At 61.4% G+C, this 24,308-nt stretch carries 19 protein-coding genes; 14 read left to right on the plus strand and 5 right to left on the minus strand.

Annotated elements, in window-relative coordinates; translation table 11 throughout:
• The first annotated feature begins 154 nt into the window (after positions 1 to 154).
• Together argF and C9990_RS25485 are read left to right on the plus strand one after the other, a co-directional pair.
• Positions 155 to 1,075 carry an ornithine carbamoyltransferase gene (gene argF, locus C9990_RS25480; protein WP_065906772.1) on the plus strand — a complete coding sequence of 307 codons (921 nt, stop codon included), beginning with the start codon at positions 155 to 157 and terminating at the stop codon, positions 1,073 to 1,075.
• Positions 1,072 to 2,181 carry an ABC transporter ATP-binding protein gene (locus C9990_RS25485; RefSeq protein WP_106805018.1) on the plus strand — a complete coding sequence of 370 codons (1,110 nt, stop codon included), beginning with the start codon at positions 1,072 to 1,074 and terminating at the stop codon, positions 2,179 to 2,181. The genes argF and C9990_RS25485 overlap by 4 nt, the downstream gene beginning before the upstream one ends.
• Positions 2,182 to 2,744: 563 nt before the next feature.
• On the opposite strand, the gene ybaK is transcribed toward C9990_RS25485, so the two are convergent.
• On the minus strand, positions 2,745 to 3,215 hold the full coding sequence (gene ybaK, locus C9990_RS25490) for a Cys-tRNA(Pro) deacylase (RefSeq protein ID WP_065906777.1): 471 nt from the start codon (positions 3,213 to 3,215) through the stop codon (positions 2,745 to 2,747).
• Positions 3,216 to 3,541: 326 nt separating this feature from the next.
• Here ybaK and C9990_RS25495 point away from each other — a divergent pair, with 326 nt between their 5' ends.
• The 4 genes from C9990_RS25495 (at position 3,542) to glpD (ending at position 8,777) form a co-directional block, all read left to right on the plus strand.
• Entirely contained in the window at positions 3,542 to 4,396 is an 855-nt protein-coding gene (locus C9990_RS25495) for an MIP/aquaporin family protein (RefSeq protein WP_106805019.1), read from the plus strand.
• Between the two features lie 76 nt (positions 4,397 to 4,472).
• Positions 4,473 to 5,978 (plus strand): glycerol kinase GlpK, encoded by a 1,506-nt coding sequence (gene glpK, locus C9990_RS25500; RefSeq protein ID WP_065906783.1) that lies wholly within the window; start codon positions 4,473 to 4,475, stop codon positions 5,976 to 5,978.
• 95 nt (positions 5,979 to 6,073) lie between these two features.
• Positions 6,074 to 6,829, plus strand: a complete 756-nt coding sequence (locus tag C9990_RS25505) for a DeoR/GlpR family transcriptional regulator (protein WP_010212755.1) — start codon at positions 6,074 to 6,076, stop codon at positions 6,827 to 6,829.
• 412 nt (positions 6,830 to 7,241) lie between these two features.
• On the plus strand, positions 7,242 to 8,777 hold the full coding sequence (gene glpD, locus C9990_RS25510) for a glycerol-3-phosphate dehydrogenase (protein WP_106805020.1): 1,536 nt from the start codon (positions 7,242 to 7,244) through the stop codon (positions 8,775 to 8,777).
• A 48-nt stretch (positions 8,778 to 8,825) separates the two neighbouring features.
• Here the strand turns inward: glpD and C9990_RS25515 are convergent, their stop codons facing one another.
• On the minus strand, positions 8,826 to 9,539 hold the full coding sequence (locus tag C9990_RS25515; protein ID WP_106805021.1) for a tetratricopeptide repeat protein: 714 nt from the start codon (positions 9,537 to 9,539) through the stop codon (positions 8,826 to 8,828).
• A gap of 125 nt (positions 9,540 to 9,664) precedes the next feature.
• Here C9990_RS25515 and C9990_RS25520 point away from each other — a divergent pair, with 125 nt between their 5' ends.
• From C9990_RS25520 to C9990_RS25555, 8 genes are all read left to right on the plus strand, one after another.
• Positions 9,665 to 11,983 (plus strand): TonB-dependent siderophore receptor, encoded by a 2,319-nt coding sequence (locus C9990_RS25520; protein WP_106805022.1) that lies wholly within the window; start codon positions 9,665 to 9,667, stop codon positions 11,981 to 11,983.
• Positions 11,984 to 12,363: 380 nt separating this feature from the next.
• Positions 12,364 to 13,290, plus strand: a complete 927-nt coding sequence (locus C9990_RS25525; RefSeq protein ID WP_065906791.1) for a glutamate/aspartate ABC transporter substrate-binding protein — start codon at positions 12,364 to 12,366, stop codon at positions 13,288 to 13,290.
• Between the two features lie 193 nt (positions 13,291 to 13,483).
• Complete coding sequence (locus tag C9990_RS25530) at positions 13,484 to 14,230, plus strand: amino acid ABC transporter permease (RefSeq protein WP_106805023.1); 747 nt, start codon at positions 13,484 to 13,486, stop codon at positions 14,228 to 14,230.
• Entirely contained in the window at positions 14,230 to 14,901 is a 672-nt protein-coding gene (locus tag C9990_RS25535; protein WP_065906795.1) for an amino acid ABC transporter permease, read from the plus strand. Before C9990_RS25530 ends, C9990_RS25535 begins: the two co-directional genes overlap by 1 nt.
• Positions 14,898 to 15,632 (plus strand): amino acid ABC transporter ATP-binding protein, encoded by a 735-nt coding sequence (locus C9990_RS25540; protein ID WP_007916729.1) that lies wholly within the window; start codon positions 14,898 to 14,900, stop codon positions 15,630 to 15,632. The genes C9990_RS25535 and C9990_RS25540 overlap by 4 nt, the downstream gene beginning before the upstream one ends.
• A 172-nt stretch (positions 15,633 to 15,804) precedes the next feature.
• Positions 15,805 to 17,706, plus strand: a complete 1,902-nt coding sequence (locus C9990_RS25545; protein WP_065906797.1) for a sensor histidine kinase — start codon at positions 15,805 to 15,807, stop codon at positions 17,704 to 17,706.
• Positions 17,703 to 19,040, plus strand: coding sequence for a sigma-54 dependent transcriptional regulator (locus C9990_RS25550; protein ID WP_106805024.1), 1,338 nt, complete (start codon positions 17,703 to 17,705; stop codon positions 19,038 to 19,040). Before C9990_RS25545 ends, C9990_RS25550 begins: the two co-directional genes overlap by 4 nt.
• Positions 19,041 to 19,050: 10 nt before the next feature.
• A complete protein-coding gene (locus C9990_RS25555; protein ID WP_065906802.1) occupies positions 19,051 to 19,389 on the plus strand; it encodes a GlpM family protein in 339 nt (112 codons plus the stop codon).
• 588 nt (positions 19,390 to 19,977) lie between these two features.
• Here the strand turns inward: C9990_RS25555 and C9990_RS25560 are convergent.
• The 3 genes from C9990_RS25560 to C9990_RS25570 are packed head-to-tail and all read right to left on the minus strand — an operon-like array spanning position 19,978 to position 24,258.
• Positions 19,978 to 21,375, minus strand: a complete 1,398-nt coding sequence (locus C9990_RS25560; protein WP_065906804.1) for a sigma-54 dependent transcriptional regulator — start codon at positions 21,373 to 21,375, stop codon at positions 19,978 to 19,980.
• Complete coding sequence (locus tag C9990_RS25565; RefSeq protein WP_106805025.1) at positions 21,365 to 23,134, minus strand: HAMP domain-containing sensor histidine kinase; 1,770 nt, start codon at positions 23,132 to 23,134, stop codon at positions 21,365 to 21,367. The genes C9990_RS25560 and C9990_RS25565 overlap by 11 nt, the downstream gene beginning before the upstream one ends.
• Positions 23,134 to 24,258, minus strand: coding sequence for a GNAT family N-acetyltransferase (locus C9990_RS25570; protein ID WP_106805026.1), 1,125 nt, complete (start codon positions 24,256 to 24,258; stop codon positions 23,134 to 23,136). The genes C9990_RS25565 and C9990_RS25570 overlap by 1 nt, the downstream gene beginning before the upstream one ends.
• Positions 24,259 to 24,308 lie beyond the last annotated feature (50 nt).

Genomic DNA, 24,308 nt, shown 5'->3' on the forward strand with positions numbered 1-24,308 from the left:
ACCGTAGCCCTATTGGTAAGACGCGACATTTAATTATAAGATCGCGCCTTCCCCTATTTCGTCGCCCCGTGCGGCTTTCGCCGCAGGTCTCGCCCGTTGTCACAATAAACAAGGCTTTGAGTATCTGCGGTCTGTTGCAAAAAGGTAGTTAATGATGAGCGCAAGGCACTTTCTCTCCCTGATGGATTGCACGCCCGAAGAGCTGGTCAGCGTGATCCGTCGAGGCATTGAGCTTAAAGACCTGCGTAACCGCGGCGTACTGTTCGAGCCTTTGAAAAACCGCGTGCTCGGAATGATTTTCGAGAAGTCGTCGACCCGCACCCGCTTGTCTTTCGAAGCCGGCATGATCCAGCTGGGTGGCCAGGCCATCTTCCTGTCGCCGCGCGACACCCAACTGGGCCGTGGCGAGCCGATCAGCGATTGCGCCATCGTCATGTCGCGCATGCTTGATGCGGTGATGATCCGTACCTTTGCCCACAGCACCTTGACCGAATTCGCTGCCAACTCGCGCGTGCCGGTGATCAATGGCCTGTCCGATGATCTGCACCCGTGCCAGTTACTGGCCGACATGCAAACCTTCCTCGAACATCGCGGCTCGATCCAGGGCAAGACCGTGGCCTGGATCGGCGACGGCAATAACATGTGCAACAGCTATATAGAAGCGGCGATCCAATTCGATTTCCAGCTGCGCATTGCCTGCCCGGAAGGCTACGAGCCTGACGCACGTTTCCTCGAACAGGCCGGCGACCGCGTGACCGTGGTGCGTGACCCGCGCGACGCGGTGATCGGCGCCCACCTGGTGAGCACCGACGTCTGGACCTCGATGGGTCAGGAAGACGAAACCGCCAAGCGCCTGGCGCTGTTTGCGCCCTTCCAGGTTACCCGTGCCCTGCTCGACCAGGCTGCGCCAGATGTGCTGTTCATGCACTGCCTGCCGGCCCACCGTGGCGAGGAAATCAGCCTCGACCTGCTCGACGACCCGCGCTCCGTGGCCTGGGACCAGGCAGAAAACCGCCTGCACGCACAGAAGGCCTTGCTCGAGTTCCTCGTCGAGCCGGCGTACCACCACGCATGAGCCAGCCATTACTGCTGAACCTGCGCAATCTGGCATGCGGCTATCAAGATCAACGTGTGGTGCAGAACCTCAACCTGCACCTCAACGCCGGCGACATCGGTTGCCTGCTCGGCTCCTCGGGCTGCGGCAAAACCACTACCCTGCGGGCGATCGCCGGGTTCGAGCCGGTGCATGAAGGTGAAATCAGCCTGGCCGGCGAAGTGATTTCCAGTGCCGGCTTCACCTTGGCCCCGGAGAAACGTCGCATCGGCATGGTGTTCCAGGACTACGCGCTGTTTCCGCACCTCAGCGTGGCGGACAACATCGCCTTCGGCATTCGCAAGCACCCGCAAAAAGACCGCGTGGTCGCCGAACTGCTGGAACTGGTGAACCTGAAGAACCTCGGCAAACGCTTCCCCCACGAGCTTTCCGGCGGCCAGCAACAACGGGTGGCCCTGGCCCGCGCCCTGGCGCCGGAACCGCAGCTGTTGTTGCTCGATGAACCCTTCTCCAACCTCGATGGCGAATTGCGGCGCAAGCTGAGCCACGAAGTTCGCGACATCCTCAAGGCACGCGGCACCAGTGCGATTCTGGTCACCCATGACCAGGAAGAAGCCTTCGCGGTGAGTGATCAGGTGGGCGTGTTCAAAGAGGGTCGGCTGGAGCAGTGGGACACGCCCTATAACCTCTACCACGAGCCGCAGACGCCGTATGTCGCCAGCTTTATTGGCCAGGGCTATTTCATCCGTGGCCAGCTCAGTTCGCCGGAATCGGTCAGCACCGAACTGGGCGACCTGCGGGGCAATCGTGCCTATACCTGGCCTACCGGTGGCGCAGTGGACGTGCTGCTGCGTCCGGACGACATCGTCTATGCGCCGGACAGCGCACTGAAAGCGCGGATCGTCGGCAAGACCTTCCTGGGCGCCTCAACCCTGTACCGCCTGCAATTGCCAACGGGCGCGCAGCTGGAGTCGATCTTCCCCAGCCATGCGGATCACCAGGTTGGCGCGGATGTGGGTATCCGTGTCGCGGCAGAACACCTGGTGTTGTTCCAGGCCTCGGGCAGCACTGCCGCGCAGATTCCGCATGCCGAATCCGGTGTACGGCGTTACAGCACGGCGAACTGACGCAATCCTATCGAAATGTGGGAGCGGGCTTGCTCGCGAATGCGCTACATCAGTCACTGCATCTTTGACTGTCACACCGCTTTCGCGGGCAAGCCCGCTCCCACATTGGATCTGCATTGGCCTGAGATCAGGCCCGGCCTATCGGCGCGAACTTGGCCTGGGGTGTGTTCGACAAATCACTCCGACCCAGCATGCGCCCTTCCAGCCCAACGAACTGACAAAACCCTATCGAAATGTGGGAGCGGGCTTGCTCGCGAACGCGCTACATCAGTCACTGCATCTTTGACTGTCACACCGCTTTCGTGGGCAAGCCCGCTCCCACATTGGATCTGCACCGGCCTGAGATCAGGCCCGGCCTATCGGCGCGAACTTGGCCTGGGGTGTGTTCGACAAATCACTCCGACCCAGCATGCGCCCTTCCAGCCCAACGAACTGACAAAACCCTATCGAAATGTGGGAGCGGGCTTGCTCGCGAATGCGCTACATCAGTCACTGCATCTTTGACTGTCACACCGCTTTCGTGGGCAAGCCCGCTCCCACATTGGATCTGCACCGGCCTGAGATCAGGCCCGGCCTATCGGCGCGAACTTGGCCTGGGTGTGTTCGGCCAGCACCGCTGCGGGCAGTTCGACCTCCAATCCCCTTCTCCCTGCACTCACATGAATCGTCGCAAATTGCTGCGCCGTCATATCGATAAAGGTGCGCAGGCGCTTTTTCTGGCCCAGCGGGCTGATACCTCCGAGCAAATAACCGGTGGAGCGTTGCGCCGCAGCCGGGTCGGCCATTTCGGCTTTCTTGACCCCCGCCGCCTGGGCGAGCGCTTTCAAATCCAGACTTCCGACGACCGGCACCACCGCGACCAACAGTTCGCCCTTCTCACTGCTGGCGAGCAAGGTCTTGAACACCTGCGCCGGGTCCAAGCCCAATTTTTCCGCGGCCTCCAGGCCATAGGAGGCGGACTTCGGATCGTGCTCATAACTGTGGATGCGATGTTCGGCACGAACTTTTTTCAACAAATCCAATGCAGGTGTCATGACCTCTCCGGGCGTGGCAGACAGAGCACCAATTCTAAGCCAAGCCCGTGCGAAACGCTCTAGTGCGCGCGCTCGTGACCTATCGCTTCAGAGGGCGCCTCATGATCATTCACCAGACCAATAGTTTGAAAGTGACCGACCGTTCACTTTCGACCTTTGACAGCCGTGATTCTTGTCTATATTTTTTCGTTTCCGAATACTGTAGGAATACACCTACGTGTTTCGAGCAGTAAGCCGTGGCGGAGATGGGGATCCCCACCACGGTGAAAATCGCGCATGACCCGTTGAGGTCAAACGCCAGACAAGAACAACAATTGAGGTTTTCCATGACAACTGCTCTTCAACAGCCTTCACTTTCGAGCCAATGCATGGCCGAGTTCCTGGGGACTGCGCTGCTGATCTTCTTCGGTACGGGATGTGTCGCTGCGCTCAAGGTCGCGGGTGCCAGCTTTGGCTTGTGGGAAATCAGCATCATCTGGGGGGTCGGCGTCAGCATGGCGATCTACCTGAGCGCCGGTATTTCCGGGGCCCACCTCAACCCGGCGGTCAGTATCGCCCTGTGCATCTTCGCCGATTTCGAAAAACGTAAACTGCCCTTCTACATCCTGGCCCAGATCGCCGGCGCCTTCTGCTCGGCAGCCCTGGTGTACACCCTCTACAGCAATCTGTTTTTCGATTACGAACAAACCCACCACATGGTGCGCGGCTCACAAGCCAGCCTGGAGTTGGCCTCGGTGTTCTCCACGTATCCCCATGCGCTGCTGAGCACTGCCCAAGCGTTCCTGGTGGAAGTGGTCATTACCGCGATCCTGATGGGCGTGATCATGGCCCTCACCGATGACAACAACGGTCTGCCACGCGGCCCGCTGGCACCGCTGCTCATCGGCTTGCTGATTGCCGTGATTGGCAGCGCCATGGGCCCGCTGACCGGCTTTGCGATGAACCCGGCGCGGGATTTCGGGCCCAAGCTGATGACCTTTTTCGCCGGCTGGGGTGAAATGGCCTTTACCGGTGGCCGTGATATTCCTTACTTCCTGGTTCCGATTTTCGCGCCGATTGTCGGCGCATGCCTCGGTGCTGCGGCCTATCGCGGGCTGATTGCCCGTCATCTGCCGAGCGCCGTACCTGCTATAGCTGAAACACCTGACACGGCTGTCAACGGCAAGACCCGTATTTCCTGAAAGCGCCAGCCTGGGCCCCTGCCCTTCGCGGTCCAGGCTGATTTCTGACTTCCTTATTTCGTCCAAGGCAATTGACATGACCGATATCGAGAATAAGAACTACATCATTGCCCTTGATCAGGGCACCACCAGTTCGCGCGCGATCATCTTCGACCGCGACGCCAACGTGGTCTGCACCGCCCAGCGTGAATTCACTCAGCATTACCCGCAAGCCGGCTGGGTCGAACACGACCCGATGGAAATTTTCGCCACCCAGAGCGCGGTGATGGTCGAGGCCCTGGCACAAGCCGGCCTGCACCATGACCAGGTCGCCGCCATCGGTATCACCAACCAGCGTGAAACCACCGTGGTGTGGGACAAGATCACCGGCCGACCGATCTACAACGCCATCGTCTGGCAGTGCCGCCGCAGCACCGAGATCTGCCAGCAGCTCAAGCGCGACGGCCACGAGCAATACATCAATGACACCACTGGCCTGGTGACCGACCCGTACTTCTCCGGCACCAAGCTCAAGTGGATCCTCGACAACGTCGAAGGCAGCCGCGAGCGGGCGCGCAACGGCGAACTGCTGTTCGGCACCATCGACAGCTGGCTGATCTGGAAATTTACCGGCGGCAAAACCCACGTCACCGACTACACCAACGCCTCGCGCACCATGCTCTTCAACATCCACACCCTGGAGTGGGATGCGAAGATGCTGGAGATTCTCGACGTGCCGCGCGAAATGCTGCCGGAAGTGAAATCCTCCTCGGAAATCTACGGCCGCACCAAAAGCGGCATCGCCATCGGCGGTATCGCCGGTGACCAGCAGGCTGCGCTGTTCGGCCAGATGTGCGTCGAAGCCGGACAGGCCAAGAATACCTATGGCACCGGCTGCTTCCTGCTGATGAACACCGGCGACAAGGCGGTGAAGTCCAAGCACGGCATGCTCACCACCATCGCCTGCGGCCCGCGTGGCGAAGTGGCTTACGCCCTCGAAGGCGCGGTGTTCAACGGCGGCTCCACCGTGCAATGGCTGCGTGATGAGCTGAAGATCATCGCCGACGCCACCGACACCGAATACTTCGCCGGCAAGGTCAAAGACAGCAACGGCGTGTACCTGGTCCCGGCGTTCACTGGTCTGGGCGCTCCGTACTGGGACCCGTATGCCCGTGGCGCGCTGTTCGGGCTGACCCGGGGCGTACGCGTGGATCACATTATTCGTGCAGCCCTGGAGTCGATTGCCTACCAGACCCGCGACGTACTGGACGCCATGCAGCAAGACTCCGGTGAACGCCTCAAGGCCCTGCGCGTGGACGGCGGCGCGGTCGCCAACAACTTCCTGATGCAATTCCAGGCCGACATCCTCGGTACTCAGGTCGAGCGCCCGCAAATGCGCGAGACCACGGCGCTTGGCGCGGCGTATCTGGCCGGCCTGGCCTGCGGGTTCTGGGGCAGCCTTGACGAACTGCGCGGCAAGGCAGTGATCGAGCGCGAATTCGAACCGCAATTGGACGAAGTCGCCAAAGAGAAGCTGTATGCCGGCTGGCAGAAAGCAGTCAGCCGCACCCGCGACTGGGAACCCCACGAAGGCGCTGAATAAGCCAAGCGCCGGACGGCGATAGGGTTGTAACTGGCAGGGAGCGGATTCCTGCGTCATCATGGGCCACTTTTGTATGGCAGCCCAAAGGACGCCCCATGAATCTGCCTCCCCGCCAGCAACAAATCCTCGAACTGGTCCGCGAACGCGGCTATGTCAGTATCGAGGAAATGGCGCAGCTGTTCGTTGTCACCCCGCAAACCATCCGCCGCGATATCAACCAGCTGGCGGACGCCAATCTGTTGCGCCGCTACCATGGCGGCGCAGCCTATGACTCCAGCGTCGAAAACACCGCGTACGCCATGCGGGCCGACCAGATGCGCGACGAGAAACAGCGCATCGGCGAAGCCATCGCGGCGCAAATCCCCGATCATGCCTCGCTGTTCATCAATATCGGCACCACCACCGAATCCATCGCCCGCGCGTTGCTCAACCACAATCACCTGAAAATCATCACCAACAACCTCAACGTCGCCACCATGCTCAGCGCCAAGGACGACTTCGACGTGCTGTTGACCGGCGGCAACGTGCGCCGTGACGGCGGTGTGGTAGGCCAGGCCAGTGTGGATTTCATCAACCAGTTCAAGGTCGACTTTGCCCTGGTGGGTATCAGCGGCATCGACGAAGACGGCAGCCTGCTCGACTTCGACTATCAGGAAGTACGGGTTTCCCAGGCGATCATCGCCAATGCGCGCCAAGTGATCCTGGCGGCGGACTCAAGCAAATTCGGGCGCAATGCCATGATTCGGCTGGGGCCGATCAGCCTGGTGGACTGCCTGGTAACCGACCAGCAGCCGGTGCCCGCGCTGGTGCAGCTGTTGAATCAGCATAAGGTTCGCCTCGAAGTCGTGTGACCCTTCGATCTCTGTGGCGCCTGCACCGACGCCTTCGCGGGCAAGCCCGCTCCCACATTTGACTGCGTAATTCCTGGCGAAATGCGATCAACCTGTGGGAGCCCGGCTTGCCGGCGATAGCGCCCTTGAGATCGTCTTCGCGGGCAAGCCCGCTCCCACATTTGACTGCGTAATTCCTGACGAAATGCGATCACCTGTGGGAGCCCGGCTTGCCGGCGATAGCGCCCTTGAGATCGCCATCGCCTGCAAACCGGGCTTCCACAGGTTTATGTTCACAAATTTTCCTTTTCCCGCCCTTCGATGAGTTTTTTCAATCGAAGTCGGGTGGCTGTGCGCGCGTTTATCAGCTACCATTTTCGCAAATGAACATTAATGTTCGAATTCCAATACGAAAAGATCGCGAGGCCAGCCGATGAACCCTTCTACCTTGCCTGCTGCACCGCTTGCCGAAGTCTATGACGTCGCCGTGATCGGCGGCGGGATCAATGGCGTCGGCATTGCAGCAGACGCAGCCGGGCGCGGTTTGTCGGTATTCCTTTGCGAAAAGGACGACCTCGCCAGCCACACCTCCTCCGCCAGCAGCAAGCTGATCCACGGCGGCCTGCGCTACCTCGAACATTACGAATTCCGCCTGGTGCGCGAAGCCCTGGCCGAACGTGAAGTGCTGCTGGCCAAGGCCCCGCACATCGTCAAGCAAATGCGCTTTGTCCTGCCGCATCGGCCGCACCTGCGTCCGGCGTGGATGATCCGCGCGGGCCTGTTCCTCTATGACCACCTGGGCAAGCGCGAGAAGCTGGCCGGCTCCAGAAGCCTCAAGTTCGGCGCCGACAGCCCGCTGAAAAGCGAAATCACCAAAGGCTTCGAATATTCCGACTGCTGGGTCGACGACGCCCGCCTGGTGGTGCTCAACGCCATGGCCGCCCGTGAAAAAGGCGCGCATATCCACACCCAGACGCGCTGCGTCAGCGCGCACCGCAGCAACGGCATGTGGGAAATGAACATGGAACGCGCCGACGGCAGCCTGTTCTCGATCCGCGCCCGCGCCCTGGTGAACGCGGCCGGCCCGTGGGTTGCCAAGTTCATCAAGGAAGACTTGAAGCTGGACTCGCCCTACGGCATCCGCCTGATCCAGGGCAGCCACTTGATCGTGCCGAAACTGTATGAAGGCGCCCACGCGCACATCCTGCAGAACGAAGACCAGCGCATTGTCTTCACCATTCCGTACCTGAATCACCTGACCATCATCGGCACCACCGACCGCGAATACACCGGCGACCCGGCGAAAGTGGCGATCACCGAAGGCGAAACCGACTACATGCTCAAGGTGGTCAACGCGCACTTCAAGAAGCAACTGAGCCGCGACGACATCGTCCACACCTACTCCGGTGTGCGCCCGCTGTGCAACGACGAGTCGGATAACCCCTCAGCGATCACCCGTGACTACACCCTGTCGCTGTCCGGCGGCACGGGCGAAGCACCGATCCTGTCGGTGTTCGGTGGCAAGCTGACCACCTACCGCAAACTTGCGGAGTCGGCGATGGCACAATTGGCGCCGTACTTCACGCAGATGCGCCCGAGCTGGACCGCCACCGCGAGCCTGCCCGGCGGCGAGCACATGACCACGCCGGAAGCTCTGGCCGAGGCCATTCGCGCGAAGTTCGACTGGGTGCCAAGCGAGATAGCGCGCCGCTGGTCCACCACTTATGGCAGCCGGACCTGGCGCTTGCTCGAAGGCGTGCAATCGCTGGCCGATCTTGGTGACCACCTGGGTGGCGGCCTGTACACCCGCGAAGTGGATTATCTGTGCGCTGAAGAATGGGTGACCCAACCTGAGGACGTGCTGTGGCGTCGCACCAAGCTGGGCCTGTTCACCACCGCGCAGGAACAGGACAACGTGCAACGTTACCTGTCCAAGGTCGAGCAGAACCGCAAGATCGAAGCGGCCTGATCAACCGCTGGTAAAAAAGCCCCTGTGCCGTAAGGTCCAGGGGCTTTTTCATGCCTGGAGGGCCTGGCGCTGGTAACGCAGCCCCATGTCCCGAATACCGGGCAAGGCCGACCCGAGCAGCACCGGGTAAGCCGCCAGCAGGAAGCCCGGCGTGGCGCCCGCCAGCGCGCGCTCAAGCCAGACACAGGCCTGCGCCTCGTCGCCGGCGTCTGCCAACTCCGCCGCGTGATTGTATTGCCCACGGAAATCGCCGGCCTCGGCCGCGCGCCGGTACCACTGGCGTGCCAGCGGCACATCCCTGGGCACCACGACGCCCTCATGGTGGAAACGCCCGAGCAGGTTCATCGACTTGGCGTGCCCTTGGGCAGCCGCCTGCTGGAACAATTGGAACGCCGCGCCGAGGTCTTGCTCGACACCGCGGCCACGGGTCAGCAGTTGGCCGTAGTTGTACAGCCCCCAATCCAGGCCCAGATCGGCCGCCTGCCGGTAATGCCGTGCGGCCTGTTCCAGGTTGATCGCGTCGCCCCAGCCATGCTCCAGGCAACGGCCGATCATATTGATTGCCATCGGATGCCCCTGGCGCGCAGCGATCCGAAACCAACTGAGCGCCAAGGCCTGGTCCAGCTGGATGCCACGCCCCTCCAGCAGCAACTGGCCCAAGGTGGCCTGCGCGTCGGCATCCCCCAATTGTGCGGCGTGCATCACCCACCGTGCGTAGGCCCGGGGGTTACCGGCCAAATCAGAAGGCTCGGTGCTGTGCATTTGCGTCTCCCCACGGTGGATAAAACTTACAAAACTTTCATGAAACATTACGTAACAATCTATTACATTTGAGATTGGTTATCAAACACGACCACCTCTCAATCCTACTAACAAGAGACCATTCAATGACGACCGGCACCCGTTCCGCCCCCCTCTCCACGCGGCATTTGCTCGCATCGGCAGTGGGTTTGGCAGTGGCTGCGCAGGGAGGCTTCAGTTATGCGGGGGATGCCGCACCAGACGACAACACCGGGCCGATCCAGCTCGGCGCGACCAGCATCGAAGGCCAGGCGCAAAGTGCCTACAACCCGGTAGCACCGTCTTCACCCAAGTACACCGAAGCGCTGCGCGACACGCCGCAGACCATCACGGTGGTGCCCAAGGAAGTCATTCACGATCAAAACCTGCTGACCCTGCGCGACGTGCTCAGCACCGTGCCGGGCATCACATTCGGTGCCGGTGAAGGCGGCAGCGGCTATGGCGACAGCATCAACCTGCGCGGTTTTTCCGCCAGCGGCGATATCTACGTGGACGGCGTGCGCGACAGTGCGCAATACAGCCGCACCGACCCGTTCAACCTGGAGCAAGTCGAAGTCGTCAGCGGCGCCAGCTCGGTGTACTCGGGTTCGGGCGCTGTCGGCGGCACCATCAACCTGGTCACCAAGGCCCCGGAACTGCGCGACAAAACCACGATCAGCGCCGGCATCGGCACAGACAGCTACAAGCGCCTCACCCTGGACAGCAACCAGACACTTAATGACACGACGGCATTCCGCTTGAACCTGATGGCCCATGGTAACGACGTGCCTGGCCGCGATTATGAAGATTACTCGCGTTGGGGCATTGCCCCCTCGATCGCCTTCGGCCTCGGTACGCCGACGCGCGTGACCGTCAGTTATGAACATCAGAAAGATGACAACACGCCGCAATACGGCATCCCCATCTACAACGGCAAGCCGATGCCGGGCGTGGGCTGGAGCGACTATTACGGTTACCACAACATCAACGACCAGAACATCACCTCGGACGCGTTCAGCCTCAAGCTCGAACATGACTTCAACGATGCCGTGTCGGTCCGCAACTTCACCCGCGTCGAGCGCGTACGCCAGGAGCTGCGCGCCTCCGGCCCCGAAGGTGCGCAGGCCGGTTGCCTGGCCAGCGGCACCCAGATTACCGGTGCCCCCTGCCCCGCAGGCCTGAGCCCGGGCTTTTTCCAGCCAGCCGGTGGCTCATTGGGTAACGAGCGCAACACCCAGAACAAAATGTTCACCAACCAGACTGACGTGACCAGCCACTTCAGCACCGGCTTCATCGACCACACGCTGGTGACCGGCATCGCCATCAGCCGCGAGGAATACCAGGCCGATACCGGCAAGTGGCTGACGAACAGCAACGGCAGCACGATCGTGCCGCCGCCGGTCAGCTACAGCGATCCGAACTCCGACTGGACCGGCCCGGTCAACTTCACCCGCGCGGCCCACGTCGACGGAGCACTGAACAACCGCGCCGCCTATGCCTTCGATACGCTCAAGCTCAACCCGCAATGGGAAATCAATGGCGGCCTGCGTTACGAGCACAACGCCGGCAGTTCGGTGAGCAACGCCTATTCCAGCACCGGCGTGGAAACGCCCGGCGTGCGCTACGGCCAGGCAGACGACCTGACGTCCTACCGCCTGGCGCTGGTCTACAAGCCGGTGGAAAACGGCAGCTTCTATGTCGCCTATGGCAACAGCAAGACGCCGTCGCAAGCCAGCGTCAACGGTGGCTGCTACACCCCGGCCAAGACTTCCAGCACGGCCACCAACAACTGCAACGTCGCCCCGGAAACCGCGGTCAGTTATGAGATCGGCACCAAGTGGGACTTCCTCGACAATGCCTTGTCGGTCACCGGCGCGATCTTTCGCAATGACCGCACCAACTACAAAGTCGCCGATAACGACCCGAGCAACCTGAGCGGCACGCAAACCCTCGACGGCAAGGCGCGTGCCGATGGCGTGGCACTCGGCCTGAGCGGCGCGCTGACGGATCGCTGGAAGGTCTTCGCCAACTACACCTACCTCAACACCCGTGTACTGCGCAGCGCCAGCGACTACACCCTGGCAACCACCGGTATCGATGTGCAGAAAGGTGAACCGCTGACCTTCACCCCCAAACATGCGGCCAGCCTCTGGACGGTGTACGACCTGCCATACGACTTCCAGGTGGGTTACGGCATCACGGCGCAGACCAAGCAGTACCTGGTCAGCGCGGCCGGGGCACCGACTGCGCCTGGCTATGCGGTGCAGCGTGCGATGCTGGGTTACAAGGTCAACAAGCAGCTCAACCTGCAGTTGAACGTCAACAACCTGTTCGACAAGGAGTACCTGACCCGCATCCGCAACAACGGTTGGGCGGTGCCTGGCGATGGGCGTGCGGCGGTGGTCTCGGCCGACTACACCTTCTGACAGCAGAACCTGCCGTCGATAGCCCTGTGAGGGCTGGCGCGCCTGCGATGCAGACACCGGGCAGATCAATAAGCCCGGTCGATGCCCTCGCAGGCGTGCTCGTTCCTACAGAAAATACCGACCCGCTGGCATTCGGTTTTCCGAACGGCATACCCCCAACCATTCGGTTTGCCGGACCCAAGCCTTGAAAATACATAGTCACACAAAGTTAATACGCTTATAAATCAGCCGCTTAGCCTTTTAATTCGGGTATGGCACGACTCATGCTCTACACTTCCTGACGATTACCTGGGACGCCTTAGGAGCCGTCACGGGCATTCGCTGTACAAGAGAGCCGTTTAGCCGGCTTCATAAAAAAAACAAATGTCGAGGAAGTATTGATGCGCATCGTTCCCCATATCTTGGGCGCAGCTATCGCTGCTGCTCTGATCAGCACTCCAGTTTTCGCCGCCGAACTCACCGGCACACTGAAGAAAATCAACGACTCCGGCACCATCACTCTCGCTCACCGCGACAGCTCCATTCCGTTTTCCTACATCGCGGATGGTTCGGGCAAACCAGTGGGCTACTCCCACGACATTCAGCTGGCCATCGTTGAAGCCCTGAAAAAAGACCTGAACAAACCCGACCTGAAGACCAAGTACAACCTGGTCACCTCGCAAACCCGTATCCCGCTGATCCAGAACGGCACCGCGGATATCGAGTGCGGCTCCACCACCAATAACGCCGAACGCGCCCAGCAAGTCGACTTCACCGTCAACATCTTCGAAATCGGCACCCGCCTGTTGGTCAAGAAAGACAAGGATGGCAAGCCGTCCTACAGCGACTTTGCCGACCTGAAAGGCAAAAACGTCGTGACCACCGCTGGCACCACGTCCGAGCGCATCATCAAGGCGATGAACGCCGACAAGCAGATGGGCATGAACGTCATCTCCGCCAAGGACCACGGCGAGTCCTTCCAGATGCTGGAAAGCGGCCGCGCCGTTGCCTTCATGATGGACGACGCCCTGCTGGCCGGCGAAGAAGCCAAGGCCAAGAAGCCGGATGACTGGGTCATCACCGGTACTCCACAGTCGTTTGAAGCCTACGCGTGCATGGTTCGTAAAGACGATCCAGCGTTCAAGAAGGCTGTCGATGACGCCATCACCGGCCTGTACAAATCCGGCGAAATCAACAAGATCTACAGCAAGTGGTTCGAGAGCCCGATTCCACCTAAAGGCCTGAACCTGAACTTCCCGATGAGCGACAAGGTTAAGGATCTGATCGCTAACCCAAGCGACAAGCCAGCGCCTGACGTAAAAATCTGATTTCTGACTAACCTTATCTCCTGAGGGAGCAAACCTCCCTCAGGCGTCTGTTACTACCTGCTGGCTTTATTTTGGAACACTCGACCTGGCGGTTTTCGAGCCGATCGTGTGTGCCTGGCGTTCAACGTCAGGTGGGAAAGGATCTTCCCCAAGCGGGTGCTTGTACATCGATCGATCTCGAGGGGAGACCCTAATGAATTACAACTGGGACTGGGGCGTGTTCTTCAAGTCCACTGGCGTTGGCAGCGAGACTTATCTCGACTGGTACATCGCCGGCCTGGGCTGGACCATCGCCATCGCTGTCGTGGCATGGATTATCGCCTTGTTGCTGGGCTCCGTTCTGGGGGTCATGCGCACCGTGCCAAACCGCATCGTATCGGGCATCGCGACCTGCTACGTGGAACTGTTTCGTAACGTACCGCTGCTGGTCCAGCTGTTCATCTGGTATTTCCTGATACCCGACCTGCTGCCGCAGAACCTGCAAGACTGGTACAAACAAGACCTGAACCCGACCACCTCGGCCTACCTGAGCGTTGTCGTATGCCTGGGCCTGTTCACCGCCGCCCGGGTGTGCGAGCAAGTGCGTACCGGCATCCAGGCGCTGCCACGTGGGCAGGAATCCGCCGCGCGCGCCATGGGCTTCAAGCTGCCGCAGATCTACTGGAACGTGCTGCTGCCCCAGGCCTACCGCATCATTATTCCGCCGCTTACCTCGGAATTCCTCAACGTGTTCAAGAACTCCTCCGTGGCGTCCTTGATCGGCTTGATGGAACTGCTGGCGCAAACCAAACAGACCGCCGAGTTCTCGGCCAACCTGTTTGAAGCCTTCACCCTGGCCACGCTGATCTACTTCACCCTGAACATGAGCCTGATGCTGCTCATGCGCCTGGTCGAGAAGAAAGTCGCGGTGCCCGGCCTGATCTCCGTGGGGGGTAAATAATGGACTTCGATTTCAGCGGCATCATCCCCGCCATCCCGGGCCTGTGGAACGGCATGGTCATGACCCTGCAGTTGATGGTCATGGGCGTGGTCGGCGGCATCGTCCTGGGTACGATCCTCGCGCTGATGCGCCTGTCGTCCAGCAAACTGCTGTCGCGCCTGGCCGGCGCCTATGTGAACTACTTCCGTTCGATCCCGCTGCTGCTGGTGATCACCTGGTTCTACCTGGCAGTGCCGTTCGTGCTGCGCTGGATCACCGGCGAAGACACCCCGATCGGCGCATTCACCTCCTGTGTCGTGGCCTTCATGATGTTCGAAGCCGCGTACTTCTGTGAGATCGTGCGGGCCGGCGTGCAGTCGATCCCCAAGGGCCAGATGGCGGCAGCACAGGCAATGGGCATGAGCTATGGCCAGACCATGCGCCTGATCATCCTGCCCCAGGCGTTCCGCAAGATGACCCCGCTGCTGCTGCAGCAGTCGATCATCCTGTTCCAGGACACCTCGCTGGTCTACACCGTGGGCCTGGTGGACTTCCTCAACTCCGCCCGTTCCAACGGCGACATCATTGGCCGCTCCAATGAGTTCCTGATCTTCGCCGGTGTCGTCTACTTCATCATCAGCTTTTCCGCCTCGCTGCTGGTCAAGCGTCTGCAAAAAAGGTTTGCCGTATGATCTCTATCAAGAACATCAACAAGTGGTATGGCGACTTCCAGGTGCTGACCGATTGCAGCACCGAGGTTAAAAAAGGCGAAGTGATCGTGGTGTGCGGGCCGTCGGGCTCGGGCAAATCCACCCTGATCAAGTGCGTCAACGCGCTGGAACCGTTCCAGAAGGGCGACATCGTGGTCGACGGCACCTCCATCGCCGACCCGAAGACCAACCTGCCAAAACTGCGTTCGCGCGTGGGCATGGTGTTCCAGCACTTCGAACTGTTCCCGCACCTGACCATCACCGAAAACCTGACCATCGCGCAGATCAAGGTGCTGGGCCGCAGCAAGGAAGAAGCCACCAAGAAAGGCCTGCAATTGCTCGAGCGCGTCGGCCTGTCGGCACACGCCCACAAGCACCCTGGCCAGCTTTCCGGCGGCCAGCAGCAACGTGTAGCGATTGCCCGCGCCCTGGCCATGGACCCGATCGTCATGCTGTTCGACGAACCGACCTCGGCACTGGACCCGGAAATGGTCAACGAAGTGCTCGACGTAATGGTGCAACTGGCCCACGAAGGCATGACCATGATGTGCGTGACCCACGAAATGGGCTTCGCCCGCAAAGTGGCCGACCGCGTGATCTTCATGGACGCCGGCAAGATCATCGAAGACTGCCCGAAAGAAGAGTTCTTCGGCGACATCAGCGCCCGCTCCGAACGCGCGCAGCACTTCCTTGAGAAAATCCTGCAGCACTAAGCATTACAGCGCTTCCACTGTAGAAACCGGATCTATTGTGGGAGCGGGCTTGCTCGCGAATGCGGTCTTTCAGTCACTGAAGCATCCACTGACAGATCGCATTCGCGAGCAAGCCCGCTCCCACATTGGCCCCCGCAGGCTGGCAAGCGCTGGTTGACCCAAGGCATCTGTGATGAAATGCGACCCCAACCAATTTCGCGCCGCACCGCCATCACTTGCCGTGAAACCTCGTCTGATTCGCCAACTGTTCCTGCCGCCGTTGATCATCGCCCTGATGATCGGCCTGGGTTATATCGGCTTCTGGGTCAGTGAGCACTACGGCATCCGCACCCTCAGCGACAACGGCGAACGCCAGTTGGAGCTGCATGCGCGCACCGTCGAAAGCGAACTCAGCAAATACACCTACCTGCCCAGCCTGCTGGAGCTGGAGTCCAGCGTCTCCAAGCTGCTCGCCGACCCCAACCAGGAGACCCGGCAGACAGTCAACGATTACCTCGAAGGCCTGAACCGACGCAGTCGCAGTCGGGCCATCTACGTGATGGACACCACCGGCCGCGTGCTGGCCACCAGTAACTGGCGCGATGCCGACAGTTACCAGGGTGAAGACCTGTCCTTCCGTGCCTATTTCCAGAATGCCGTGCGCGGTCAGCCCGGGCGCTTTTATGGCATCGGCAGCACCAACGGCGAACCCGGCTACTACCTGGCCCATGGCCTGGAAGAACACGGCAAGATCATCGGCGTCGCCGTGGTCAAGGTGCGCCTCGAAGCCTTGGAAGAGCGCTGGCAGCGCGCGCGCCTCGAAGCTTTCGTGAGCGACGAAAACGGCATCATCATCCTTTCCAGCGACCCGGCCCGCCGCCTCAAGGCCGTGCGCCCGCTCAGCGATGACACCAAGGAACGCCTGGCCCACAGCCTGCAATATTACTGGGCGACGCTGAACGAGCTGGAGCCGCTGGCCCGCGAGCGTATCAACGAAGGCACCGAGAAACTGACCTTCCCCGCCAACAGCGAAGTGGTGAACGACGAGCATGAGGTCAGCTACCTCGCGCAAACCCGTCCGCTCAACGACACGCCGTGGAATTTCACCCTGCTCACCCCGCTCAACGACCTGCGCCGCGCGGCGATCAACCAGGGCATCCTGGTGGCCGTGGCCTTTGGCCTGGTGGCCTTCCTGCTGATTGCCTGGAACGAGCGGCGCAAGGTCATCGCCACTCGCCTGGCCGCGCGCGAAGCGCTGCAGGAAGCCAACAGCCAGCTGGAACGCCGGATTGCCGAGCGCACCGCCGACTTGCGCGCCAGCAATGAACGGCTCAAGAGCCAGATCCGCGAACGCCGCCAGGCCGAAGAGACCCTGCGCCGCGCCCAGGATGAACTGGTGCAGGCCGGCAAGCTCGCCGCCATCGGCCAGATGTCCACCAGCATCGCCCACGAACTGAACCAGCCGCTGGCCGCGCTGCGCACATTGTCCGGCAACACCGTGCGCTTCCTCGAACGCGGCGCGCTGGACACCGCCAGCGCCAACCTCAAGACCATCAACGAACTGATCGACCGCATGGGCCGCATTACTGCCAGCCTGCGCTCCTTTGCACGGCGCGGCGACGACCAGGGCGAAGCCAGCCTGGGCAAGGCGGTCGACGCGGCGTTCCAGGTCATGGGCGCACGCCTGGACAACCTGTCGCTGACCCTGCACCGCGACTTCGCGCCGGCCCAGTTGCAGATCGACCAGACACGCCTGGAACAGATCCTGGTCAACCTGATCGGCAATGCCCTCGACGCCATGCAAGCGCAACCGGCCCCCGAACTGTGGCTGGAAGGCAGCGCCGCCGACGGTAAATACCGCCTGCTGGTACGTGACAACGGCCACGGCATCGACGCCGAGGCCCGCAAGCATTTATTCGAACCGTTCTTCACCACCAAGCCCGGCGAGCAAGGCCTGGGCCTGGGCCTGACCCTGTCCGCCAGCCTCGCGGCGGCCACCGGCGGCAACCTCGCCGTCGAACACCCGGCCAGTGGTGGTACTGCCTTTGTCCTGTGCCTGCCGCTGGTGGGCGCTCAACATGTTGAGTCGACATGAATACAGATCCGAAAGACCTCACCGTCCTGATCGTCGAAGACGACCCGCATGTGCTGCTCGGCTGCCAGCAGGCCCTGGCGCTGGAAGATATTCCCAGCGTCGGCGTGGGCAGCGCCGAAGAGGCGTTGAAGCGCATCGGCGAGAACTTCGCCGGCATTGTCATCAGCGATATTCGCCTGCCGGGCATCGACGGCCTGGAGCTGCTCACGCGCCTCAAGGCCCTGGATAAAAGCCTGCCGGTAGTGTTGATCACCGGGCATGGCGACATCTCCATGGCGGTGGGCGCGATGCGCAACGGCGCCTATGACTTCATGGAAAAACCCTTCTCCCCCGAGCGCCTGGTCGACGTCGCCCGCCGCGCCCTGGAGCAACGCGGGCTGGCACGCGAAGTCTGGTCGCTGCGCCGCCAGTTGGCCGAGCGCGACTCGCTGGAAGGCCGCATCATCGGCCGTTCACCGGCCATGCAGAACCTGCGCGAGCTGATCGCCAACGTCGCCGACACGTCGGCCAACGTGTTGATCGAAGGCGAGACCGGCACCGGCAAGGAGCTGGTGGCGCGCTGCCTGCATGATTTCAGCCGACGCCACGACCACCAGTTTGTCGCACTGAACTGCGGCGGCCTGCCGGAGAACCTCTTCGAAAGCGAGATCTTCGGCCACGAGGCCAACGCCTTCACCGGTGCCGGCAAGCGCCGTATCGGCAAGATCGAGCACGCCCATGAAGGCACGCTGTTCCTTGATGAAGTGGAAAGCATGCCGATCAACCTGCAGATCAAATTGCTGCGGGTCTTGCAGGAGCGCACCCTCGAACGCCTGGGCTCGAACCAGAGCGTGGCCGTGGATTGCCGCGTGATCGCCGCCACCAAGTCCGACCTGGATGAACTGAGCCGCGCCAATCAGTTCCGCAGCGACCTGTATTACCGCCTCAACGTGGTGACCCTGGAGTTGCCGCCCCTGCGCGAACGCCGTGAAGACATCCTGCAACTGTTCGAGCACTTCCTGCAGCAGTCGTCCCTGCGCTTTGATCGCGCGGCACCGGAGCTGGACAACCAGACCGTCTCGAGCCTGATGAGCCATGACTGGCCCGGCAACGTGCGCGAACTGCGCAACGTCGCCGAACGCTTCGCCCTCGGCCTGCCCGCCTTCAAGAAGAGCGGCGCGAGCAGCGGCAGCCATGGCCTGGCCTTCACCGAAGCAGTGGAAGCCTTTGAACGCAACCTGCTCAACGATGCCCTGCAACGCAGCGGCGGCAACCTGACCCAGGCCAGCCAGGAATTGGGGATGGCCAAGACCACCCTGTTCGACAAGGTCAAGAAATATGGCTTGAGCCACTAAGGAGCGCGTTGTGGATCTGGTATTGAAGGCCGCCCTCGGCGCGGCAGTGGTATTGATATTGGCTGCATTGGCCAAGACCAAAAACTATTACATCGCCGGGTTGGTGCCGCTGTTTCCGACCTTTGCGCTGATCGCCCACTACATCGTCGGCAAGGGCCGTTCGCTGGACGACTTGAAGACCACGATCCTGTTCGGGATGTGGTCGATCATTCCGTACTTTGTGTACCTGGCGACGTTGTATCTGATGGTCGATCGGATGCGCCTGGAAGCATCACTCGCCGTGGCGGCGGTGGCGTGGCTGATGGCGGCGACAATATTGGTCAGCATCTGGGTGCGCATTCACGCCTGACCCAACCCGATCCAAATGTGGGAGCTGGCTTGCCTGCGATAGCGGTGTACCCGCCAACTCAGCTGACACAGACATACCGCCATCGCAGGCAAGCCAGCTCCCACATCTGGATCGGTGGCTACAGAAAGATCAGCGCACGATCTTGTCGACCTGGATGCCCAGCTTTTTCAGGCGGTACCAGAAGCTGCGCTCGGATATCCCGATTCCGCCGCCGCGCTTTCACGCCTGACCCAACCCGCTCAAAACTGTAGGAGCCGGCTTGCCTGCGATAGCGGTCTACCCGCCAACTCAGCTGGCACAGACATACCGCCATCGCAGGCAAACCAGCTCCCACATCTGGATCGGTGGCTACAGAGAGATCAGCGCACGATCTTGTCGACCTGGATGCCCAGCTTTTTCAGGCGGTACCAGAAGCTGCGCTCGGATATCCCGATTCCGCCGCCGCGCATTCACGCCTGACTCAACCCGATCAAAATGTGGGAGCTGGCTTGCCTGCGATAGCGGTCTACCCGCCAACTCATCTGACACAGACATAACGCCATCGCAGGCATGCCAGCTCCAACATCTGGATCGGTGGCTACAGAGAGATCAGCGCACGATCTTGTCGACCTGGATGCCCAGCTTTTTCAGGCGGTACCAGAAGCTGCGCTCGGATATCCCGATCTTCGCCGCCGCTGCGGCCTGCACGCCGTTGCTTTCGTTCAGCGCCGCCAGAATGTAGGTTTTCTCGACTTCGGCCAGGGCCGCATCCAGGTCAGCAGGCACGCCTGGTGTGTCACCCAGCAGCGCGGTGACGCCGCCTTCGCCAGGCCGGGAAGCAAACAGGTACGCCGGCAGGTCGATATCCTCGATCACCGGCGAGGCCGCCACGATGGTCGCGCGCTCCACACAGTTTTGCAGTTCGCGAATATTCCCCGGCCAGTGATAGGCGGCCATGGCCTGCAGCGCCTCCGGGCTGAAGCCGGTGATGCGTTTACCCGCGGTGGCACTCAGGGTCTGGGCGAAGTGGCGGGCCAGCGGCACGATATCTTCGGCGCGCTCGCGCAGCGCCGGCAGCGGAATCGGGAAGACATTGAGGCGGTAATACAGGTCTTCGCGAAACTCTTTATTGGCCACCGCATCGAGGAGGTTCTTGTTGGTGGCGGCAATCACCCGCACGTCCACCTTGCGCTCGCGCGGGTCGCCCACCGGTTCGATCACCCGCTCCTGCAACGCCCGCAGAATCTTGGCCTGCAGCGCCAGCGGCATGTCGCCCACTTCATCGAGAAACAGCGTGCCCTTGTCGGCCTGCTGGAAGCGTCCGACCCGGTCAGTCACGGCGCCGGTAAAGGCGCCCTTGCGATGACCGAACATCTCGCTTTCCAGCAAGCCCTCGGGAATGGCGGCGCAGTTGACCGCCACGAACGGTTTATCGGCGCGGCTGCCGTGCTTGTGGATGGCGCGGGCGACCATTTCCTTGCCGGTGCCACTTTCACCGGTCAGCAGCACGGTGGCAGCGCTGTCGCGCACCGAATCCACCGCCTGCAGCACTTTGCGAAACGCCGGGCTGTCGCCGACCAGGCTGTCGAATTGCGCGTGCTCGTCCAGCTCGGCGCGCATGCGCGCGTTGTCGCGCATGATCTCGCGAAACTGCAGGGCCTTGGCCACGGTGATGTCCAGCTCGTCGATATCGAACGGCTTGGCGATGTAGTCATAGGCGCCGTTGCGCATCGACTGCACGGCGTTTTTCACCGTGCTGTAGGCGGTCATCACAATCACCGGCACCTGGGGGTAGCGCACCTTGATCTCCGCCAACAGGGCCGGCCCGTCCATGCCCGGCATGCGCCAGTCGCTGATCACCAGGTCGATGTCTTCCTGCTCCAGCACCTTGAGCGCGTGCAGGCCATTACCGGCAATGAACACCTGCACGTGGTTCTGGCCCAGGGCCGAGGCCAGCAGGTCGCAGAGCTTGGGTTCGTCGTCGACTACCAGAATGTTATGCGTCATGACTGTCCTCGTCGTCTTCGCCAATCGCCGGAATGTACAGGCTGAAGGTGGCGCCGGCATCTTTCTCACTGGCGCATTCGATGCTGCCGTCGTGACTTTCCATGATCGAATAGACTTTTGCCAGGCCCAGGCCAGTGCCCGAGGCCTTGGTGGTGACAAACGGCGTGAAGATGCGCTCGATCATCTCCGCCGGGATCCCCTGGCCGGTGTCGCCGATGCTGATCAGGGTATTGTCGCCCACGCTGCGAATGCCCAGGGTCAGGCGGCCGCCTTCGGGCATGGCATCGATGGCGTTGAGAATCAGGTTGAGGCAGGCCTGCTTGAGCTGCTTGGCGTCCGCGTAGATCGTCGCCCCCGGCGCCTGGTCGTCGATCTGTGCATCAATGTTATGCGTGGCCAGTTCCGGCGAGCAGAAGCCCAGGATCTCCTCCACCAGCGGCCGAGCCGGCTGCAGTACACGCAGTGGCGGGTTGGGCTTGGCGAAATCGAGGAACTCGGTGATCAGGTCATTGATGCGGCTGACTTCGCTGATCACGTACTCCAGGTGGCGCTTATCGGATTCGGCCAGGTCGGCGCGGCGGTGCAGCAACTGGGTGGCGGTCTTGATGATACCCAGCGGGTTGCGGATCTCGTGGGCCAGGCCCATGGCGACTTCGCCCAGGGCGTGCAGGCGATCACGGCGGCGCAACTGGGCCTCGAGGTGATGCAACTCGCCGAGGCGCTCGGTCATGTGGTTGAAGGTGCTGCTCAACTGCGCCAGTTCGTCGCCACCGCTGACCAGCACCCGGTGCTCGTAGTTGCCCGAAATCACCGCGTCCACGCCCTGGGACAAATCCCGCAGCGGCTTGGTCAGGCGCCGCGACACCAACACCCCGGCCGCCAGCGACAGCGCCGAGCTGAGCAGGAAAATCAGCACGAACAGGTTGCTCTGGTTCACCAGCCCGACCAGGCTGGTGTGGCGCAGCAGGCCGCTGAAGATCACGCCTTGCAGGTCGCCGGCATCGTTGAAGATCGGCCAGTACAGACCGCTGTAGTTATTGGTGAACTGCTCGCTGGGCTGCTTGGTGCTGCGCATCGCGGCTTCGACATTTTTCGGGATGCGCGAAGGGTGATCCTCGAAACGCTGGGTCGAGAAGATCTCCGAGAAACCGTCGGGGTTGGCCAGGTACAAGCGCAAATCCAGCGAATGCACATCGGCCACGCTGGTCAGGAAGCTGCTGTCCAGGTAAGTGGCCACGAGCAGCAGGTAGTCGACACCCTCCTGGGTGGTTTCGAAGGTCGACACCACCAGGCCGGTGCTCACCCCCGCCACCTTGACCGTCTGCAGCACCGCGTTGCTGGTCAGGTCGATCTGTTTGACGACGTCGTCGGCCGCCGTGCTGAACACCACTTTGTGGTCACTGACGCGAATCAGCGCGACCACGTCGATATCGGTGGCATCGGCGATGTCGGCGGTGAGCCGGTCGTGCTTGGCCGCCTGCTTGTTCGACGGCGGGCTGGTGTAGCGCAGGAACAGTTTGGCCATGCGCGCGTTGTCATGAAGGATGTCGCCGATTTCGTCCTTGACGATCTTGGTCGACTCCTGCAGCCAGATCCGCACGTTGCTGTCGAAAATCTGCGACAGCGTGGTCGCCGCCAGTTCGGCCGCGATCATGGTGGGAATGACGCTGACCAGCCAAAACGCCAGCACCAGCTTGCGCTGGACGCTCCAACGCGAAATGGCAAAGGGGCGGGCTTTCTGGCGGGTCTTGGTGATCATCAGGTTTCGCTTATCGCAGCAGCCATGGCAGGGTCGGAACGATCCGGTCGGAGGTACATCTTTACAAGTTTGAGCAGGCCGTTGACCAGCCGATTACGATGACGGAAAAACAGGTTGTTGCCGCGGAATTCGCACCCCAGGCGCAGCTTACTGGCATAGCCCTCCTGGCCGCATTCATACACGGGGATATTGTGCTGAATACAATAGTCGACATTGGTCAGCCAACACCTGAAGTACAGGTTGTACTCACGGCTGAACTCACGGTCATGCCCGAAAAACTTGTCGACCAAGCGATGCTGATCCACCAGCATCAGGTTGAACGCCACCAGGCGCTCGTCCACCCAATAAAGTGCACAGACCGCGCGTTTTTCAAGCCGTTCAAGGATACCGGTGAAGTAACTCGCCGGCAGGCGTTCGAACTGTAAATCCGCGCGGCTGAGCGTGTCTTCATACAGGCGCATCACCTGCGGCAACACGTCGTCTATGTTGTGCCGCCATTCCACCCGTGGCCCCGGCGCACGCAGTTTACGGCGCAGGTCCTTGCGGGTCGATTTGCACAGCGAGCCCAGGTAGGCGTCCACCGAACCGTAAGGCACCGTCAGCCAGCCGCTGGGCAGGCTCGGCATGCTCTGAAACCCGGCAACACGGCAACTGGCGGCCCACTGCGTATCGTGGGTGGGCACATCCTTGACCGCCACCAGACCGATGCCGAATGCGTTGGCGTCCTGGCGCGCGGCCTTGAGTACGTGCGTGATCATCAGCGGGCGCCGCGCCTCGGGCACACTACTGGCAATGCCCGCATCACAGCGCTCGGCCACCGGAGAGCCGATGGCATACAACGGCAACTGCAAAACACCCGGCCACAGTCGCTCCAGGCGCTCGGTAAAGCGCTTGCCGGTGCCCGACACCGTGGTGTCGAGTCGATACTGCGTGATGAACGCGGGCGCAACCGCCACCAGCGACCCGCTGTCGTAGACCGCCAGGTAACGCCATTTGAAATCATCAATGGCCGCGTTTTCCACGGCCACGTAAAAGTCCCAATCCTCCAGGGCACCGGGAAAACAGTCGTTCCAGGCACTGCGCTGGATGGCCCGGATGGTCGAGAAGGCTTGGGCGGTGATCACGGATTTCCCTTTTTCTATTTCTTGAGCGAGCCGGCCTGTGGTCATGATCG

Origin of the sequence: Pseudomonas sp. S5D5 (assembly GCF_003013355.1) — a bacterium.
Classification (GTDB): Bacteria; Pseudomonadota; Gammaproteobacteria; order Pseudomonadales; family Pseudomonadaceae; genus Aquipseudomonas; species Aquipseudomonas aylmerensis.